This is a genomic window from Anabaena sp. PCC 7938 (assembly GCF_049315035.1).
Classification (GTDB): domain Bacteria; phylum Cyanobacteriota; class Cyanobacteriia; order Cyanobacteriales; family Nostocaceae; genus Anabaena; species Anabaena cylindrica.
In genome coordinates, this window is the sequence record NZ_CP186034.1 from 1,311,598 (window position 1) to 1,330,822 (window position 19,225).

18 protein-coding genes are annotated in these 19,225 nt (G+C 41.4%); 8 read left to right on the forward strand and 10 right to left on the reverse strand.

The genetic code is table 11. The annotated features are described in order from the left end of the window. Positions 1-12: 12 nt before the first annotated feature. The 3 genes from ACOWPH_RS06205 to ACOWPH_RS06215 all read right to left on the reverse strand — a co-directional run bounded on the left by ACOWPH_RS06205 (position 13) and on the right by ACOWPH_RS06215 (position 1,321). Complete coding sequence (locus ACOWPH_RS06205) at positions 13-474, reverse strand: DUF4079 domain-containing protein (RefSeq protein ID WP_015214555.1); 462 nt, start codon at positions 472-474, stop codon at positions 13-15. A gap of 65 nt (positions 475-539) precedes the next feature. After that, positions 540-710, reverse strand: a complete 171-nt coding sequence (locus ACOWPH_RS06210; protein ID WP_081593744.1) for a diguanylate cyclase domain-containing protein — start codon at positions 708-710, stop codon at positions 540-542. Positions 711-922: 212 nt separating this feature from the next. After that, positions 923-1,321: a DUF1830 domain-containing protein gene (locus ACOWPH_RS06215; RefSeq protein WP_015214556.1), complete on the reverse strand. Its 399-nt coding sequence runs from the start codon at positions 1,319-1,321 to the stop codon at positions 923-925. Between the two features lie 540 nt (positions 1,322-1,861). Here ACOWPH_RS06215 and ACOWPH_RS06220 point away from each other — a divergent pair. The 3 genes from ACOWPH_RS06220 (at position 1,862) to ACOWPH_RS06230 (ending at position 5,547) form a co-directional block, all read left to right on the forward strand. Beyond that, positions 1,862-3,436, forward strand: coding sequence for a photosystem II high light acclimation radical SAM protein (locus ACOWPH_RS06220; protein ID WP_015214557.1), 1,575 nt, complete (start codon positions 1,862-1,864; stop codon positions 3,434-3,436). A 78-nt stretch (positions 3,437-3,514) separates the two neighbouring features. Then, positions 3,515-4,912: a DICT sensory domain-containing protein gene (locus ACOWPH_RS06225; protein WP_015214558.1), complete on the forward strand. Its 1,398-nt coding sequence runs from the start codon at positions 3,515-3,517 to the stop codon at positions 4,910-4,912. After that, on the forward strand, positions 4,909-5,547 hold the full coding sequence (locus tag ACOWPH_RS06230; protein ID WP_015214559.1) for a pentapeptide repeat-containing protein: 639 nt from the start codon (positions 4,909-4,911) through the stop codon (positions 5,545-5,547). The genes ACOWPH_RS06225 and ACOWPH_RS06230 overlap by 4 nt, the downstream gene beginning before the upstream one ends. A gap of 367 nt (positions 5,548-5,914) precedes the next feature. On the opposite strand, the gene ACOWPH_RS06235 is transcribed toward ACOWPH_RS06230, so the two are convergent. Next, positions 5,915-6,748 carry a CPBP family intramembrane glutamic endopeptidase gene (locus tag ACOWPH_RS06235; RefSeq protein WP_042465972.1) on the reverse strand — a complete coding sequence of 278 codons (834 nt, stop codon included), beginning with the start codon at positions 6,746-6,748 and terminating at the stop codon, positions 5,915-5,917. 62 nt (positions 6,749-6,810) lie between these two features. Continuing rightward, positions 6,811-7,092, reverse strand: coding sequence for an ATP-dependent Clp protease adapter ClpS (clpS, locus tag ACOWPH_RS06240; protein ID WP_015214561.1), 282 nt, complete (start codon positions 7,090-7,092; stop codon positions 6,811-6,813). A gap of 203 nt (positions 7,093-7,295) precedes the next feature. On the opposite strand from clpS, the gene ACOWPH_RS06245 reads away from it, so the two are divergent. After that, on the forward strand, positions 7,296-7,652 hold the full coding sequence (locus ACOWPH_RS06245; protein ID WP_015214562.1) for a hypothetical protein: 357 nt from the start codon (positions 7,296-7,298) through the stop codon (positions 7,650-7,652). A 15-nt stretch (positions 7,653-7,667) separates the two neighbouring features. On the opposite strand, the gene ACOWPH_RS06250 is transcribed toward ACOWPH_RS06245, so the two are convergent. Further along, complete coding sequence (locus ACOWPH_RS06250) at positions 7,668-7,865, reverse strand: hypothetical protein (protein WP_015214563.1); 198 nt, start codon at positions 7,863-7,865, stop codon at positions 7,668-7,670. A 553-nt stretch (positions 7,866-8,418) separates the two neighbouring features. On the opposite strand from ACOWPH_RS06250, the gene ACOWPH_RS06255 reads away from it, so the two are divergent. From ACOWPH_RS06255 to ACOWPH_RS06265, 3 genes are all read left to right on the forward strand, one after another. Next, positions 8,419-11,151: a TIGR03936 family radical SAM-associated protein gene (locus tag ACOWPH_RS06255; protein WP_015214564.1), complete on the forward strand. Its 2,733-nt coding sequence runs from the start codon at positions 8,419-8,421 to the stop codon at positions 11,149-11,151. A 776-nt stretch (positions 11,152-11,927) separates the two neighbouring features. Next, positions 11,928-14,096 carry an Rne/Rng family ribonuclease gene (locus ACOWPH_RS06260; RefSeq protein ID WP_015214565.1) on the forward strand — a complete coding sequence of 723 codons (2,169 nt, stop codon included), beginning with the start codon at positions 11,928-11,930 and terminating at the stop codon, positions 14,094-14,096. Positions 14,097-14,104: 8 nt separating this feature from the next. Then, a complete protein-coding gene (locus tag ACOWPH_RS06265; protein WP_015214566.1) occupies positions 14,105-14,782 on the forward strand; it encodes a ribonuclease HII in 678 nt (225 codons plus the stop codon). 22 nt (positions 14,783-14,804) lie between these two features. Here ACOWPH_RS06265 and ACOWPH_RS06270 read toward each other — a convergent pair whose 3' ends face one another. After that, positions 14,805-15,392, reverse strand: coding sequence for a DUF1997 domain-containing protein (locus ACOWPH_RS06270; RefSeq protein WP_015214567.1), 588 nt, complete (start codon positions 15,390-15,392; stop codon positions 14,805-14,807). A gap of 116 nt (positions 15,393-15,508) precedes the next feature. On the opposite strand from ACOWPH_RS06270, the gene pheA reads away from it, so the two are divergent. After that, positions 15,509-16,381, forward strand: a complete 873-nt coding sequence (gene pheA, locus ACOWPH_RS06275) for a prephenate dehydratase (protein WP_015214568.1) — start codon at positions 15,509-15,511, stop codon at positions 16,379-16,381. Between the two features lie 271 nt (positions 16,382-16,652). Here pheA and ACOWPH_RS06280 read toward each other — a convergent pair whose 3' ends face one another. From ACOWPH_RS06280 to tuf, 3 genes are all read right to left on the reverse strand, one after another. Further along, the gene (locus tag ACOWPH_RS06280; protein ID WP_015214569.1) at positions 16,653-17,300 is read right to left on the reverse strand and encodes an LON peptidase substrate-binding domain-containing protein; all 648 of its coding nucleotides are present in this window, start codon (positions 17,298-17,300) and stop codon (positions 16,653-16,655) included. A 203-nt stretch (positions 17,301-17,503) separates the two neighbouring features. Beyond that, a complete protein-coding gene (gene rpsJ, locus ACOWPH_RS06285) occupies positions 17,504-17,821 on the reverse strand; it encodes a 30S ribosomal protein S10 (RefSeq protein WP_008232935.1) in 318 nt (105 codons plus the stop codon). A 155-nt stretch (positions 17,822-17,976) separates the two neighbouring features. Continuing rightward, positions 17,977-19,206, reverse strand: a complete 1,230-nt coding sequence (gene tuf / locus ACOWPH_RS06290; RefSeq protein ID WP_015214570.1) for an elongation factor Tu — start codon at positions 19,204-19,206, stop codon at positions 17,977-17,979. Positions 19,207-19,225 lie beyond the last annotated feature (19 nt).

Genomic DNA, 19,225 nt, shown 5'->3' on the forward strand with positions numbered 1-19,225 from the left:
CCAATTACCCAACTATGGTAAATATTTTTGGACTACAGTCCAACCAGTTAAAGAAACCCAAGCAAAACCTATAAATAACAAGATATTTAAACCAATATGTAAAGGTCTAGCCCAAGGCTTTGTCGTGCTAATTTGGGTGGCACTAAAAGCTGATATTAACACCAATCCTACGACTATTAATCCAGCGATTAAGTGTGATGAGTGTCCCAAAGAACCGAAATGACCTAAAGTGCCGACAATACCAACGGCTAGAAGTAGCAGCACTAGACTAACCATTGTGATGCCAATGATGTAGTGTAGTAATCTGATACTGCTACTTCCATCTATCACCGGGATGCTGAAAGGAGATTGTCCTGTGTTTCTCACTCTAAACATCCAAATACCAGTAATTGCTAAAAATAGATATGCTAATAGTGACAGTCCCATAGACCATGCGGCTATTTTCCACAACCAGAGAAAAGAAGGTAGATTCATAACAGAGTTTAATAAAGGAATACTTTCCTTTAAAGGGAAAAAATTATAGACTGATTACGCCCCATTTACTTGGCGCGGTAGAGTGCTTGATCTGCTTGTTCGACCAAGTTGGCTGATAATGTGTCAGAGGTAGGTATTTGGGTAGTAATGCCCTGGCTAATTGTAACTGTATTGCTGACTTCCGAGGCTTGGTGAGGAATTGCTAAATCTTTAATTGCAGATCCATAACTTGTAATTACCCTACGGGAAGGCTACGCCTACGCAATGACAATTGGGCATTTTTTTACAGCAGCTTGCGTAGTTAGGAGGTACAAAATCTAAATTGAAACCTATACATAAAGCCAGTTTTACTCATGACTCCTGACTCCTGAATTCTGCTGTATTTGGACTACTCTAAATAAAAAAGGCTGCTGAACTCAGCAACCCTAAAAATTGAGAAAAATTTTTTTCAATCAACCGATGCTAATCCTATGATTTGTAGGGGTTTTGTAGTATCTCCAATTTTTGTATTTATGGAAGAACCCATAGAAGTGGTATTTATCGGTTTTTTTTCTTCTAAAGAATCTGTATCATCACATCCATCGCTAGTAAGTTCACTGATAGCCAGGCGATCACACGGTATTGTATCCGATAAAATTGAACTTGCCATCATTCCCGTATGAATCTCCATCTGAGCTTCTTTCGGGGCTTCAAAAACTAGCCGTTGTCCAGGAAACACAACCCTTTCAAAGTACCAGTTAGGAATATTGGAGATGCGAGCCACCTGCATTTTACTCGTGGCATTGACGTAGCAGCAGAGAAACTTCCCCGATTGCTCCGGTGGTAGAGGATCTAATATTTGAGCCATAACTGCTGAGGAGCTTTTACGCCACAATTCTACATTACATAGGCAAAACTAACATCGCCCGATCCCCAGTTGCTGTAACTCCGACTACCAACTGAAATTTTCTGCATTATTTCTATCTAAAGTTATGTCTTTATTTATAAAAATTTCCTGACCATATCCCATTTTTTTCAAATTTATCATCCCAGGACTTGCCAACCTGCTCACTACTCCCTAACCCTTACTTCCTGTTCCCTCCCATATCATCTATCTCAGAGAATTACAAACGAAAAAAATCGCTTAATAAATAAACTCAATGTTATGGTAAAGCTATATGAAATTTTTCCTCATATAGTCTATCTCTATGTATAATTTTTCATAATTTTATGCACAGTAGATTTAGACTTTTGCAATTTTACTAACATCAAATGTTTCGATACCAAGAATTTGCTTAAATGTCAAGCAAAATATGGGTAATTTCAGTAAACTAAAAAAACCACAGTTTAAAACAGATTTTTCCGTAGGTTCCACCTCAAAAATCGGCAAGATGGAAGTTAAAACATTATGACGGAAAACCGCATTCTTTACGTTCGCCTTCCCTGTAACCCTATCTTTCCCATTGGGGTTGTTTATCTTTCTGATCACGTCCACAAGCTGTTTCCCAATATTGAACAGCGGATTTTTGATTTAGGCACAGTACCACCTTTAGATTATGCTACTGCCCTAGATACCTGTATTGATGAATTTAAACCCACACTCCTAGTCTTTTCTTGGCGCGATATTCAAATATATGCTCCAGTCGGTGGACGCGGTGGAAACCCTCTGCAAAACGCCTTTGAATTTTACTATGCCAAAAACCCACTCATCAAATTGCGTGGAGCATTAGGCGGTTTACGCATCTTCATTGCCTATTATGTAGAGTTGTGGCGCAATTTGGGCTTAGTTAAACGTGGTTTAGCTCGCGCCCAAAAATATCACTCTCAAGCACGTGTAGTTTTGGGTGGTGGTGCAGTCAGCGTATTTTATCAACAGTTGGGCAAAAGCTTACCGCCAGGGACAATCATCTCTGTCGGTGAAGGAGAAACCTTACTAACAAAATTCTTAGGTGGACAAGAGTTTCGAGATGAACGTTGTTATGTAGTGGGAGAAAATCAACCACGAGAACGTTTGATCCACGAACAACCCACACCCTTAGAAAAAACGGCTTGTAACTATGACTACATAGAAAATATCTGGCCGGAATTTAATTATTACCTGCAAGATCAAGATTTCTATGTTGGTGTTCAAACCAAGCGTGGTTGTCCTCATAACTGCTGTTATTGCGTTTATACTGTTGTTGAAGGTAAACAGGTACGCATCAACCCAGCCGATGAAGTTGTGGCTGAGATGCGCCAATTATATAATCGCGGCATTCGCAACTTCTGGTTTACTGATGCTCAATTTATTCCTGCACGCAAATATATCGACGATGCTATAGAACTATTACAAAAGATTGTCGATTCTGGCATGACAGATATAAACTGGGCAGCATACATCAGAGCAGACAACTTAACTCCAGAGTTGTGTGACTTGATGGCAAAAACAGGGATGAACTACTTTGAAATCGGTATTACTAGCGGTTCTCAAGAATTGGTGCGAAAAATGCGGATGGGGTATAATCTGCGAACTGTTTTACAAAACTGTCGTGATTTAAAAGCCGCAGGTTTCAATGACTTGGTTTCCGTCAATTACTCTTTTAATGTCATTGATGAACGTCACGAAACCATTCGCCAAACGATCGCTTATCACCGAGAATTAGAACGGATTTTCGGTGCTGATAAAGTAGAACCTGCCATTTTCTTTATTGGACTACAACCTCATACCCATTTAGAAGAATATGCCTTTAAAGAAGGTATCCTCAAACCAGGGTATGATCCAATGAGTTTGATGCCCTGGACAGCTAAAAAACTTCTGTGGAACCCTGAACCACTAGGTTCATTTTTCGGAGAAGTCTGTTTACAAGCTTGGCAACGTAACCCCAACGACTTCGGACGCGAAGTTATGAACATCTTAGAAGAAAAATTAGGGTGTGCTGAGTTAGAAACAGCACTTTCTGCGCCCATTGAAACCAAAGAGAAACATCTGGCAGGCGTATCATAGAAAACCAGGGAGTATGGAGACATTTTGAACTTTTAATTGTCCCTCTCCCATCCTCTGCGATTATTTTCACCAAAATTCATGCTAGAAGGTTCAATTCTCCAAAAACTAGAAGTAGCGCATCGTCATAGTAACAGACCGGTTCATTTTGGTGTGTACTACAAAAATACCCTCGTCTCGCTGTGTCATGCCCTGGAAGACCATATTTTAACTGATGATGGTGCGCCTTTAGTAATAACAGCATTTCAAAAGGGTAAATGGTATTTGCAGGAAGCTAATAGATACGCAGATATTGCCAAGCGTAGCCGTGGAATTGCGATTATGGCATCTGCTGATGCAGGCTTCGCAGAACACACTACTAGTCAGTTACCCAATGTTGATTTAGTAGCTATCGCCGCAGGTGATCCTGTAGAGCAGGAATGGCATTTAATTATTTTATCACCTGAATACACAGCAATGGTAATTTGTCAAGAATTATCTGAGGCTGATTATGGAATTGGTGGTTTACCAGGATCAGATTTAGAACGTAAATTTTATGGTTTGTGGACATTTGAACCAGAGTTAGTGAGTGAGACAGCAGAAATAGCGATCGCTCACATTCAAAAATACAACCCAGAATTAGCAACCAAACTCAGCACCCATAAACAAGCAATTCAAGCTTCTATCACCCCACCAAAAGATCTAAGTGCAGTTGTTTCCCGCGTCGTCGATTACCTACAAGCAGGACAAGAAAAATTAACCCTCCCCGCAGCCCTACAACAAAAAGCCCTAGATCGCAACTTGGTTTCTAACGAAATCCAGGCATTTTTGCGGATGGCGCAACTAATGGATTTAGCAAATATCAGCAACCCCCAAGCCGCAGCAGAAGTCGTGGCACTTTCAGAAACAATCGGTCAGTTGTTAGACTTACCAGCATGGCAAATTAAGAGATTGCGTCTAGCAGGGTTATTACACCGCATAGATCCACTACAAAATGCTGAAAGCATTCTCGTTCGCAGCACATCCACCAGCTACCAAGAAAATGCCCCCAGTTGTCCCCTCACCTGTCCCTTAATCCCAGGAGTACAAGTATTACGGACAATGCCACGATTACGAGCAGTTGCCCAAATTATCACTCACCAAACTGAGTGGTGGAACGGCACAGGAGAACCAGCCGGTTTAGTTGGAGATGAAATTCCCCTAGAATCGAGAATCTTAGCGTTAGCATCAGATTTTCAGTTGCGAGTCAATCAGCAAAAATACTCAGATAAAAGCGGAGAAGATATATTTGCTCAAGCTTTAGATGAGTGCAGACTGCAACAATCTACCCGCTTCGACCCTAAACTTGTAGATACCCTAACTTTATTAGTCATGGGTTTACAACAGGGACTCGACTTACCCCTAATGATAGCTAAAGTCAGTAGTGGTATGTGGTTACTTGATTCACGATGGGACAGCCATAGCAAAAGTAGTGAGCAGATAAGTAATTACAGCAAATGAATATTGAAGCCATTAGATTAGGAAAAATCAAACAACTCCCAGGAGCAGATTTAGAAGACGAGGAACTATCCCAAATAGATTTAAGCCGCGTCAACTTAGCCGGTGCAACCCTAGTTGGCACTAACTTTAATGGTTCTAAACTCGAAGGCGCACATTTTGAAGGTGCGAATTTAATGGGCGCTAACCTCCAAGAAACTGACTTGCGGGCTAACCTCATGGGAGCAAATTTGATGCAAGCAGACTTAAGCAATGCTGATATGCGGGGTAGTAATTTGCGGGGTGCTAACTTGATGGGTGCAACACTCAGCGATGTTACTTTGGCTGGTGCTTTCTTAAGTGGTGCTAATTTAATGAGTGTCAACTTGCAAGGTGTTGACTTACGAAGTGCTGAATTACGCGGTGCAAACCTCACAGGGGCAAATCTTAAAGGTGCAGATTTAAGCCGGGCTGATTTACAAGGAGCATTATTGAGTGAAGCTAACCTCGAAGAAGCAGACTTGCGGGGTGCAAACCTAGCCGGGGCGAATTTAACAGGGGCTAACTTACTTTGTGCAGAGTTAGAAGCTGCAAATTTGAACGGAGTTAATTTAGATCGGGCGTGTTTGGTAGGTACAATTCTGGAAGCTGTTTCTTGATCCTTCTTTTTGCTTATGGATGATATATCACGTTGGCAAGAATGGCTGACTGTATTCTCATATATAGGGATTACTGTATTTATTATTTGGCGTGTTTTTGCAACACCCAATAAATAGAAAAATCTGGTGATACCATTTCACTAAAAAAACGATGATTGTAACTTATCTTCGCCACCTTTTTTAAGTTTTGATTTGTAGGTTGGGTTGTTCGCGTCAGCGTTGCGGAGCAATGGAACGTATCCCTGCGGGACACTGCGTGAACACGTAGTGTGCCGGAGACATAACCCAACAAATGCGTCGGGTTGCGCTGTTGCTTAACCTAACCTACAAAAAATGGTCAAGGTATTGAATAAAATAATCAAGATATCTAATCATCATGAAATTTAATACTTCTCCCTCGCATCCACCAAGCCATTACACCCATAAATAACACCCCCATTACTCCCTGTAAAGGATTATTATTCACACCTGTCACCCAGTCAGGAACTACCCCCGAATGCTTTGTTAATTCTCCCACATTAATAATGTAATAACCCCAAACTAAACCACTATGTAAACCAATAGGTAAACCCAAACGCCCTCGACACCAACTTTTTGCCCATACCTGCGTTAACCCTAATAATACCAAAGCGGGAAATTGTGGCAAAGTATGAATAATAGCTTCTAAGGGTTTAATAAAATGGGCGACAGCAAATAAAATAGCATCTGTCCAAGTTGCTAAAATTAGACTATAGTCTCTTTTTAGCTCATCGAATAACCAACCGCGAAATAATAATTCCTCAGCAAAACCAACACCAAACCCAACTAGTAAACCTTCTACAACTATTTTCAATAAAAAAACTTTGGGTTGTTGCCATACCAACCAACCGAATAAGCCCTGTACACCAAATACAATTAAAATATTAATTAATCCAATAGCCAAACCTTGAACAAAATTTACGCCGTTTTGCCGTGAAAACTCTAAACCATAGTGAGTTAATATCTGAGGCTGTTGATAGACTCGCTTACCCCATAGCTTGACCAAAAAAATAAACTGTACATAAAGTAGTACCATTGTCAAGATACTTTCTAAATTAGTATCTTCCACGAGTAAATATATCGGTGCTGCAAAAGGTAGCCATAATAACAACAAAGCCAGTATAAAACAACCCAGTCTGACAAGGACGGGGTACTGGGCTAGTTGTTCTAAATTAATTTTCATCATGGAAGATTAGTCAATTATCATCAGTCAACACTATACTGCTAATGACCAATGATCAATTACTATTCATCAGGTTCAATGGTGCTGCTCAATCCATGACTTTTTAATGTTTCGCAATAGAACTCTGCTGGTTCTTGAGCGCAAGTAATAACTAAGGCTAACCCATTACTATGAGCTTCCATCATGATGCTCACAGCTTGAGGTTGGGTAATGCTCGGCACAGTTGTCATTAGTACTTGAACCACATACTCCATGGAGTTGTAGTCGTCGTTATGGAGCAAAACGCGATACTGAGGCGCGAGCTTGCGGGATGTGGAACGCTTCTCAATGGTTTCGACTGACACTACTCTTTGCTCTTTTATACTTGATTTACTGCAATACGGTCTCTGTTGAGCTTCTGCTTAACAGTTGTTTACTTAATCTTATAACATTTCTGTTTTAATTCCAGGCAAAAAATTTTGCTGTCTGGCTGTTGCTGACGCTAAAAACTATACAAATTCAAGCTTTATCATAATACTACACTAGTATTACTTTTAAAATTAAGAAAATGGATATTAGCCCTAACTTTCAACCGGGACAGATTGTTCGTTTAAATTATAGCGACAGAAATCTTTATGCTGAAGTCGTTCAAGTTATAATTTCTCGTAATTTGTGCTGGGTGCGTCCTTTGCTTTTGGCTAACTTTAGCCACGAAACACCACTAATCACCGATTTGCGAGATGCATCTGACTTATTGTGGCCTATCAAGTTATTTCAGGCGGCAATGGATACAGAAGTCATTGGTCTATTGAGTCAACTTTTACCCAAGGAAGCAAAAGCTGACGTTAATACAGTTGCTCAACAGCAACTCAATCATTTTATTTACCAACTTTGGCAAGCCTCCCATAATGATAAAGAATTATGAATTTATCCAGATTGATTATCCCCAATGGGGGACTAACTGAACTCGACCAGCATCCATCTCTGCCATTAATAATTCTAGGGCTTCATAATCAACGTCAGAGATGTAACCCAGTTGCGTAAGTTCTGAGTTGATCTCATTTTCTATTTCGGGCGTTAATTTTTTTATGTGCAACGCTCTCTCTACTAATTGACGAATTGCGTATTGTGTGCTCATAAAGAATAAACCAACTGTAATTGTTATCTATTATCTAAGATAAAGCTTGGTATAAAAAGTGATCCAAACATCCAGGGCTGAGTGATTTAGATCACTGGAAAGTTTTAGATACACAGTTTTTTTACCCTGATTTTTGCCGTTAGTGAAGATCAAGATTGAGGAGAACAGTTGAGTGTATTTTTGCTTGAATCCTGTAATTTATAGCTATAGCAAGATCTATCATCATAACTACAGATAGTTAATCTGTTTTTTGGCTGTCTATGTTGATTGTTTTTTAACTCAAACAAAAAAAATGTATATATAAATACAAATTATAGTGTAGATATGACAATCTTTAAACAAAAAGAGTTAACCAATAAAGATTCAGCAAAGAGACTCCAAGCATATAGTCAATTGAGCGAAAACAGTTTATGTTCCAATAAAACTCTGTCCTGAAAAACACAGGTGATAGTGAAACAGTTCTCAGTCGCGATGATAAATTACGTTGAAAGACGAAATCAATGCTAAGTTAGGGGTGGTTAGCTGTAGTTTAAGGTAGCTAGAAGATAGCAAAGTGGCTGTTTTAGTTGAGCAATTAATAACATCGGATATTTTAAAACCTGCCCGTTACCTTGGTAATGAGCGTTTAGCAGTACACAAGCCTTGGGATACGGCAACTATACGCTGGGTGTTAACTTACCCAGAAGTATATGAGGTCGGTGCTTCTAATTTGGGGCATATCATTCTTTATAATATTTTGAATGCCCAACCAAATCAGTTGTGCGATCGCGCTTATTTACCAGGTCCAGATTTAGCTGTAAAACTTCGTACCACCCAAACACCTTTGTTTGCGGTAGAGTCAAAACGCTGGCTGACGGAATTTGACGTTTTAGGCTTTAGCCTCAGTTATGAATTAGGTGCAACCAACATCCTAGAAATGTTGGACTTAGCAGGAATTCCTTTAACTTGGAAAGAGAGGGAAGAGGCAGGGAGCAGGGAGCAGGGAGCAGGGGAAGAAATTCTTCCCAATCACCAATCACCCATCACCCATCACCAATTCTCATTTCCCCTAATTTTCGCTGGTGGACAAACGGCAACATCTAACCCGGAACCTTACGCTGATTTCTTTGACTTTATTGCTTTGGGGGATGGTGAGGAACTGTTACCAGAAATTGGCTTGGTATTAGCAGAAGGGAAAAAGGCTCTTTTGAGTCGAGAAGAACTGTTGCTAGACTTAGCGCAAATTCCTGGTGTGTATGTGCCTCGGTTTTATGAAATGGGAGAGGGTGGTGCAGTATATCCGCTGCGTCCAGATGTACCAAAACGTATTCTCCGCAGAGTAGCTACGCCGATACCTGCTTATTCTATTGGTTTAGTTCCCTATGTTGAGACAGTACATGATCGATTGACAATAGAAATTCGACGCGGTTGTACTCGTGGCTGTCGCTTTTGTCAACCAGGAATGTTGACTCGTCCTGCACGAGATGTAGAACCAGATCAGGTTGTAGAAGCAATTGAAGCAGGAATGCGGGCGACAGGTTACAATGAATTTTCCCTGCTTTCCCTCAGTTGTTCCGATTATTTAGCCCTCCCAGCAGTGGGGATGGAAATCAAAAATAGATTAAAAAATGAAAATATTTCCCTGACATTACCCAGTCAGAGAGTAGACAGATTTGATGAGAATATTGCTAATATTCTTGGAGGTACGCGACAAGGCAGCTTGACTTTTGCTCCTGAAGCCGGAACCCAACGGATGCGGGACATCGTGAATAAGGGCTTGACAAATGAAGAATTATTACGAGGAATAAAAACAGCTTGGGAGCAAGGCTGGGATAAAATCAAGTTGTATTTTATGATTGGTTTACCCGGCGAAACAGATACTGATGTTTTGGGTATTGCCGAAACGGTCAGATGGTTACAGCAAGAATGTTGGGCTAAAGGCAGAAGATCAATTAATTTTAATTTGACGATTTCTAATTTTACTCCCAAGCCGCACACCCCATTTCAATGGCATTCGGTTTCTACCTCTGAGTTTAAACGCAAACAAAGTTTACTGCGACAAGAATTCCGACGAATGCGGGGAGTGAAAGTGAATTTCACTGATTTCCGCCTTTCTGCAATGGAAGATTTTATAGGTCGGGGCGATCGCTCTTTAGCTAAAGTATTGCGTCGGGCTTGGGAATTGGGTGCAGGGATGGATTCTTGGTATGAGAACGTAGAACAGGCTTTTAAAGCTTGGGAAAATGCGATTGCTGAAGCTGGCCTAGACTGGAAATACCGCCTAGTTGAAAATGGCGAATGGAATCTGTTTGCTGTAGGGAACGAGGAAGCAGGGAGCAGGGAGCAGGGAGTAAGAGAAAAAATCCTCACTCAGGACTCTCCACTCGGTACTCGATACTCGGTACTCAATACTCCTTTACCTTGGGATCATATTGATACAGGGATTGATAAAAAGTGGCTGCAAGAAGACTTACAACGCGCTCTAGAAGCGGTAATTGTTCCTGATTGTTCTTTTGAAGGTTGTTCTCATTGTGGTGTCTGCGGCACTGATTTCGGTCACAATATCGTTATTAACCCCCCGGAAATGCCGGCATTTGCTGGAGAGTTTGTCCCAAATACCACAAAAGCACAACGTCTGCGGGCTTGGTTTGGTAAACAAGGTGATATGGCTTTAGTCAGTCACCTCGATTTAATGCGTTTGTTTGATAGAGTGATGCGAAGAGCAGGTTTACCCGTGGCTTTTACCGGTGGTTTTCATCCAGGCCCCCGCATTTCCCTGACAAGTGCCTTAGCATTGGGGGCTACCAGCAGCGGTGAAATTGTAGATTTTGAATTAACTGAACCAATGGACGTGGAAAGTTTTCGTGAGCAACTGGTACAGCAACTGCCCACAGACATACCCATATATAATGTGGAAGAGATAGATTTAAAATCTCCAGCAGCTAACCAAGTGCTAGAATCAGCAGAATATTTGCTGACTGTGTCTACTGTAGGGGAAGTAACCGCAACGCAATGGCAAAAATGGATTTCGGCAATTCAAGCCCAAGACGAGATTTTGTCAGACCACACAACCAAATCAGGCAAACATCAAATCATAAATCTGCGCGATCGCTTATTTGAGATAGAGTTAGTATCAGCCCACAACTCAGAATCTGAGTCAAAAGCTGTATTACGTTATTTGGGTAGCTGTCGCCCTGATGGTGTCATCTTGCGTCCTGAGCAAATCTTGACTATACTAGAGACAGTGGCTGGTGCAGAATTTCACCTCCTGCATATCCACCGCAATCGTCTAGTTTTAGCAATATGATAGCCCTCTAACCAACGCCATAGGCGAGAGAAGACAGCATGGAGGAAACTTAGGTTGCTTACCCGCTGCGGTACAAATCAGCGTATACTAGCAAATAACTTCAGACAAAGCCGTAAATGCTCGTTTGAAATTAAATAGCACTTACTTTGATCAATGAAAGAACCGTGAGACACACGGCCTTAAAGCTCAGTCAATGTCTTCAAAGAAGAGTCGCTGAGAAGCCCACACTAAACTAAAAGTTAGTTTGTGGAGTATGTCACCAAGGTTGCGTTAAAATCAAGTGAAGAGAAATTTTCCGGCGCTGCATTATTGAATGACCTGATTCACTACCCTAATACCCAGGGAGCGAAAGCCAAGATATTAGTAGAGTGCCAATTCTAGGATCGTATCCCAGACAAACCAAGGCAGATTAAAGAACACTCTCTATAGCTAAGAAAGTGAATCAGTTACTAACAATACCCCTGTGCCTGATCTCTAACTCTATGCTTTTTACAACACCTGCTGAATACTAATACCCTAGATGGTAAAGGTATTGCATCAGAAATCAACCACGGACGGTTGATTTAATTACTTAAAACATATGCACTCGTTCTGGAATAATCAGGCGTGTAAACGCAATTACATTGTTAATAGCTTCCAATTATGGGAAGCTCTCTCAGAGAACGGAATTTTTATCACCAGTAGCACCTTGTAGGGCTGCCAGTAGGGGCTAGAGGTATAACAGAGAGCCTCCTTCTCATCCCCACCTTGGTGCTGCCAATTTTTGAGGAACTTGAATGCCAAAACAAATTATTATCGCAGAGCAGCATCAAATTGCTGCCGTATTTTCAGAAGATCAAATCCAAGAACTTGTTGTTGCCACTGGTCATCATCAAATTGGTGATATCTACTTAGGCGTAGTAGAAAATGTGTTACCGGGGATAGACGCAGCTTTTGTAAATATTGGTGATCCAGAACGCAACGGTTTTATTCACGTCACCGATTTAGGCCCACTAAAACTCAAGCGTAGTGCCGCAGCCATTACCGAACTGCTCACACCACAGCAAAAAGTTTTAGTGCAAGTGATGAAAGAGCCAACGGGAACAAAAGGCCCAAGGCTCACAGGTAACATTACCCTACCTGGACGTTACGTAGTCCTAATGCCCTATGGTAGAGGTGTAAATTTATCTCGGCGAATTAAGAGTGAAAGTGAGCGTAACCGCCTCCGCGCCCTGGCAATTTTAATCAAACCTGCTGGTATGGGTGTACTGGTACGAACAGAAGCCGAAGGCAAGCCAGAAGAAGCAATTATTGAAGACTTAGAATTGCTACAAAGGCAATGGGAAGTAATCCAGCAAGAAGCACAATCTACCCGTCCTCCAGCATTATTGAATCGAGATGATGACTTTATCCAGCGCGTATTGCGGGATATGTATGGCGCTGATGTGAATCGAATTGTCGTTGATTCCAGTACTGGATTGCGACGAGTCAAGCAATATTTACAAAACTGGAGTGGAGGTCAAACACCACAAGGTGTGCTAATTGATCACCATCGAGATCGCTCTCCCATCTTAGAATACTTCCGCATCAGCGCTGCCATTCGTGAAGCACTCAAACCTAGAGTAGACTTACCCTCTGGAGGCTATATCATTATTGAGCCGACAGAGGCATTAACAGTAATAGATGTTAACTCAGGTTCCTTCACACGATCAGCAACAGCTAGAGAAACCGTTTTGTGGACAAACTGCGAAGCAGCAACAGAAATTGCTCGTCAGTTACGGTTGCGGAATATTGCAGGTGTCATCGTTGTTGACTTCATTGATATGGAATCACGGCGCGATCAACTACAAGTCTTGGAACACTTTAACAAAGCCCTCAAAGCTGATAAAGCCCGTCCGCAGATTGCCCAATTGACCGAACTAGGCTTAGTAGAACTAACCCGCAAACGCCAAGGTCAAAATATTTATGAATTGTTTGGAGAAACTTGTCCCACCTGTGGCGGTTTAGGACATACCCTCCGCTTACCAGGAGAAATAGAAAACCGATTACCAATTCCAGCAGCAGACATACAAGACCGATTTGCACCCCTGCCTCAAAGAGAACCACGTATGCCATCTGCCCGGATACAAGAACCACGGGAAAGCTATGATGGATTTGGGGAAGGATTTGAAGGTGACTCTGAATTGAGTCCTACCCATCTGATTAACCACCCCAGTTATCAAGAAATGGGTGATAATAAACGTCGTACCCGCACCCGTCGTAGTCGAATTGGGATGAATGGGATTAACGGCAAAGATGAATCCCGGTTAGGCACTCCATTGGCTTTTGTCAATGAGGCAGATTTAGACTTGGATACTGAGGGTGAACTAACCCACACACCAGAAATGCCATCTCTTCTATCCGAGACACGACGCGTTAGCGAAGCTCCTCTTAAAGATGCACGAGATGGACTACGAACACCCACTCTGGGCAAATCTGGTTGGAATGAAAGAACAGAACGCACCAAAGTTAAAATAGATCCAGTTAAACCTGTGGTAGAACCTCCACAGATTGTTTCTGTAGAAATGACCCTCCAGGAACAAGATATGTTTGCTTTGATGGGAATTTCTCCTGGTGTGAAGTTAGAGCAAGAGGTTAGGAATCCCAAATCTGTGATTTTTAACATTATTCAACCTGGACAAACACCAATACCAACAACTGAATCGACTGAATCAACATCAGAATCAACCTTTTCTGAAAGAACGAATTCTGAAGTTACTAAAGTCAAAATGCCTACACCAAAAATTGAGCTAGAAGAACCATATTTTCCTAAACCAACAATTGAACCACTGCTGGAAGATTATAAAGAAACGGGATTTGAGTCTTTCACAGAAGAAGAAATAAATAATGCTTCTATTTCCAATCGCCGTCGTCGCCGTCGTTCTTCAGCATTAGATGGAGGTATTTCTAGCCAGGAGGAAAGTTAACGGCTTTTATGTTAGACACAGAGCCAACATCTGCGCCAACATCTCCATCTTTTGACTCAACCGCACCCTTAGACGAATCAAGCTGGCTGGAGTTCTCCACCTACTTAGATGCTCATGGGTTGGTTGCAGGTGTAGATGAAGTGGGACGAGGCGCGTTATTTGGGCCTGTAGTAGCGGCAACAGTGATATTACCCGCTAATGCTTTGCCAAAACTAATGGCAGCTAAAATTAAAGACAGCAAAAAGTTGTCTGCTTCCCGAAGAACGCAGCTGGCGCAGCAAATTGGTGTGCTGACTTTAGACTGGAAAATTGGTTACGCTTCCACAGCAGAAATTGACAAGCTAAATATTTTGCAAGCAACGCTGTTAGCAATGAAACGGGCTGTACTGAAGCTAAAAGTACAGCCTACAATTTGCTTGGTTGATGGCAATCAGTTGGTAAAGGATTTATTGATACCACAACAAACTATCGTTAAGGGAGATGAGCGATCGCTTAACATTGCAGCTGCTAGTATCATGGCCAAGGTTTGGCGTGATGATTTGGTGCTACGTTTAGCATCTAAGTATCCCATGTATGACTTAGAGCATAACAAAGGTTATGGTAGCCAGCGACATTTGCTGGCTCTGCAACAATACGGACCATCACCCCTACATCGTCTATCTTTCCGTCCTTGCCAAATTAAGTAATGAGTAATGAGTGAATAGAAAGTTAATCGAAATTCAGGATTGATAGCTCAGGATTATCACCGCTAATTTTAGTTATTTCTGTTTGTGATATTACCCAATTACGATAATCAGCTAAAAGATGGTGTAATAATCTTTGCTTAATTGTCAACAATACACTTTTGAGTAATCCATTACCTGTAGTCTCTAAAATTGGCTTTGGAGTTAGGGAAAATGGTTGAGGAATATCCACTAGTACTTCTAGGTCAGCTTTCCCTTGCAGACGAGTCTCACCACTTAGCTGGTAAGGTGATAAATAACCTTTTAAATTAAGTGCAAAGCGTTGGTTAACATACTCAAAACCCAGGATTTCACAACCGAGCGATCGCAAATAAATCGTTCCTTGGGAATCAGCCCAAACTCTCATATCTACAGTAGGTTGAATACTCAATGACATAAAAGCTAGAGGACGCATTTTTAAGCGAAATACTTCCTCGGAAATCTGCTGAATCCTGGTATTGTCAGCCAAGCTGTTGACAAGACGTTGAGGCTGACGCAAGTAATGCTGAATAGGAATAGGCTGCTTAGGGACAGCAATTTCGACCGATTGGGAGGCAGTAAACTTGGTTGCCATAAGCAAATTAAAGCATTGTTTTCTAATTTTAATATTTTTTAATAAACTTAATTTGTTTAAAAAAAACTATAACCTTGTTTAATTATCAATCAAATTTGTAACTAAAGGCTAAAAGTATGAATTTAGCGATGATCGCACATTTGGGGCCTCCTGGAACTTATTCCGAACAAGCCGCTTTTTTTTATCTTAACTGGCTGCAAAAAAATCAGGGAATTGAAGCCAACTTATCCCCTTATGCTACTATTGCCCAATCGCTACAAGCCGTTGCTACAGGAGCATCTCAATTAGCTGTTGTCCCTGTGGAGAATTCCATTGAAGGTAGTGTGAGTATGACATTAGATCAACTGTGGCAATTGGAAAGTTTAAAAATTCAATTGGCTTTAATTCTGCCTATCTCCCATACTTTAATCTCCTGTGCAACCAGCTTAGAAAGCGTTCAAACTGTTTATTCTCATCCTCAAGCTTTAGCGCAATGTCAAGGATGGTTAGCGCAGTGCCTACCAAATGTGAATTTAATTCCTACTAACTCCACAACTGATGCATTGGAGCGAATCAAACAGGATATCACAACTGCAACAATATCATCTAGTAGAGCAGCACAACTTTACAATCTGCCCATTCTAGCCAGTGGTATTAACGACTACGCAGATAACAGTACCCGCTTTTGGGTGGTAAGTAAGGCTCAAAGCGATGCTGATTACCAGACATTCTCTACCAAAAAAAGTCATACATCCCTAGCTTTCAGCGTACCGGCTAATAGACCAGGCGCTCTAGTTAAAGCTTTGCAGATATTTGCTCAACTAGATATTAATCTCAGTCGAATTGAGTCACGTCCCACAAAACGTTCTTTAGGAGAATACTTATTTTTCATTGATATAGAAGCAAATGCCGATATCGCATTAATGCAAGTTGCTTTGGCTGAATTAAGGAATTATACAGAAATTTTAAAGATTTTTGGCAGTTATGATGTCTTAGCAATTAGCCCTTAACACTGAAAATGTATGACTCAAATCAGTCCAAGAGAACTCCACAAAATACAGCAGTTTGCGTAGTTAGGAGGTACACAATCCAAATTAAAACCTATACACAAAGCCAGTTTTACTCCTGACTCCTGAATTCTGCTGTAGATTATCCAATTTCACTGAGTCAAAACGACTTTTTACTCTCCCTGCTCCCTGCGTTCCAAATAATGGGATACTTTTTATTTAGAAGTCTCTAAATACTGTGGGGTGGGCATCCCTGCCCGCCCAAATCTGTTAATTACGAATTATTAAAAGTGTCTTTCAGTACAGAACGGGCTGCTAGATGATTACGAGTAGAAGTCAAAATTTCTGCTTCCCGTTCTAAGCGGGCAACGGTGTCCTGTATTTCTAATAATGCTTGCTGTTCTGGAGCTACACCATAAAGGTTACTTGCCACCCAGTAAGATAGCTCTGTTGGTAAATCTGGCAAATCTTCGGGCAATTCGATATCTTTTTCGGTTAACTTGGCTGAAAGACGAACAACATCTGCAAGTAGCTGTTCTACTTCAGTAGCTAAAGGTCGCAAATCCTTAGATGGCGGATGGTCTTCAATCCATTCTACCAAACCGACACGATAGGGCTTTTCACGTACATACTCTAAAACACGAAACCGTTGCTGCCCCAAAGTTAACATTTCCATGCGGTCATCAGGCATTCGTTGGTAATGAATAATTTCCGCGCAGCAGCCGACATTGGCAATTGTACCTTTGACTGGATCGACCATCAATACTCCAAACCTGCGATCGCTCTCCAAAATCGTGTTCATCATGATTCTGTAGCGAAATTCAAAGATATGTAGGGGTAATGGTCTAGTTGGGAATAGAACCACTTCGGGTAAAGGGAACAGAGGTAATTCACGAACTGCAATTTTAGAAGAGGATGTCATTGTTAGTAAAGTATAAATTTCATGCTTAAAAAATTTATTTTTCCCTATTTTTCCCGTGCTTTTTTATATTTTATCATTTGTTTTACAGCTAAATAAAAAGCCCTGAGATAAATTTCTTCAGGGCTAAGTTATAATTAATACTAATTGAGTCTCTAAGCATTTGTGATTGGTCATTGTTCCTAGTGCTAATGACCAATAACTAGTTACAGTTTTACTTCAATATCTACACCAGATGGTAAATCCAACTTCATCAGCGCATCAATAGTTTTAGAAGAAGGTTGATAAATGTCAATAATGCGACGATGGGTGCGGGTTTCAAAATGTTCGCGGGAATCCTTATCGACGTGAGGCGATCGCAATACGCAATATATCCTACGTTTTGTTGGTAAAGGAATTGGACCTATAGCTGTAGCGTTAGTACGATTAGCAGTGTCTACAATCTTCTCGCAAGATGTATCCAATAAACGTCGGTCAAAAGCCTGTAAGCGAATTCTAATCTTTTGCTGCTGTAAAGTTGCCATCTTGAGTTTTCCAGGTTCTGATTAATTAAGTGACTAAAAACTGGTTACTGAGGACTAGATTATTCCCAATAGCCAATCCTTATATAGAAGGAATAGAAAGGAGCAGAGACGAACTTTAGCATCTCTGCTCCAATATTTACCAAAACAAAAAGGTACTATTTGATGATTTTAGAAACTACACCAGCACCAATAGTGCGACCACCTTCGCGAATAGCGAAGCGCATACCTTGCTCAATCGCAATCGGGTTGATTAGTTCTACGCTCATTTTGATGCGATCTCCGGGCATCACCATTTCTACTTCTTTACCTTCATCTGATGTGTAGCCTGTAATCGTGCCAGTTACATCAGTTGTCCGTACATAGAATTGAGGACGATAACCAGCGAAGAATGGTGTTTTCCGACCACCTTCTTTTTCTGTAAGAACGTAAACTTCACCTTCAAATTGAGTGTGAGGTTTAATTGAACCTGGCTTGGCAATTACCATACCCCGTTCAATATCAGCCTTTTGAATACCACGGAGTAGTACACCTGCGTTATCTCCAGCCATACCTTGATCAAGACTCTTCTTGAACATCTCGATTCCAGTTACGGTGGTGGCGCGAGTATCTCTGATACCTACTAACTCGACGTTATCGCCGACTTTGACGATACCGCGTTCAATCCGACCAGTAGCTACAGTACCACGACCTGTGATGGAGAATACGTCTTCTACAGCCATGAGGAAGGGCAAGTCAACAGCCCGTTCTGGAGTCGGGATATAGGAATCTACCGCATCCATCAGCTTGTAGATTTTATCTACCCACTCATTTTCACCACGTTGGGTCTTAGGATTCTTGGTCATTACTTCGAGAGCTTGCAGACCAGAACCTGTGACAATGGGGATGTCATCACCGGGGAAATCATAACTGGATAGCAGTTCTCTAACTTCCAGTTCTACCAACTCCAGTAATTCCGCGTCGTCCACCATATCTTCTTTGTTTAAGAAGACAACTAGACTGGGTACACCTACCTGCTTGGCGAGGAGGATGTGTTCACGAGTTTGGGGCATAGGGCCATCTGCCGCAGAAACTACTAAGATCCCGCCATCCATTTGGGCTGCGCCAGTGATCATGTTTTTGACATAATCAGCGTGTCCAGGACAGTCTACGTGAGCATAGTGGCGATCGCCAGTTTCATACTCAACGTGAGCGGTATTGATGGTAATACCCCGTGCTTTTTCTTCGGGTGCATTATCAATTTGATCATATCCCTTACCTACAGCCTGACCCATAGCTGCCAAGGTCATTGTAATAGCTGCTGTTAAGGTCGTTTTGCCGTGGTCAACGTGGCCAACAGTACCGATATTAACGTGGGGTTTATTCCTTTCAAACTTTGCGCGTGCCATGAATGCTCGTTTCCTTTTT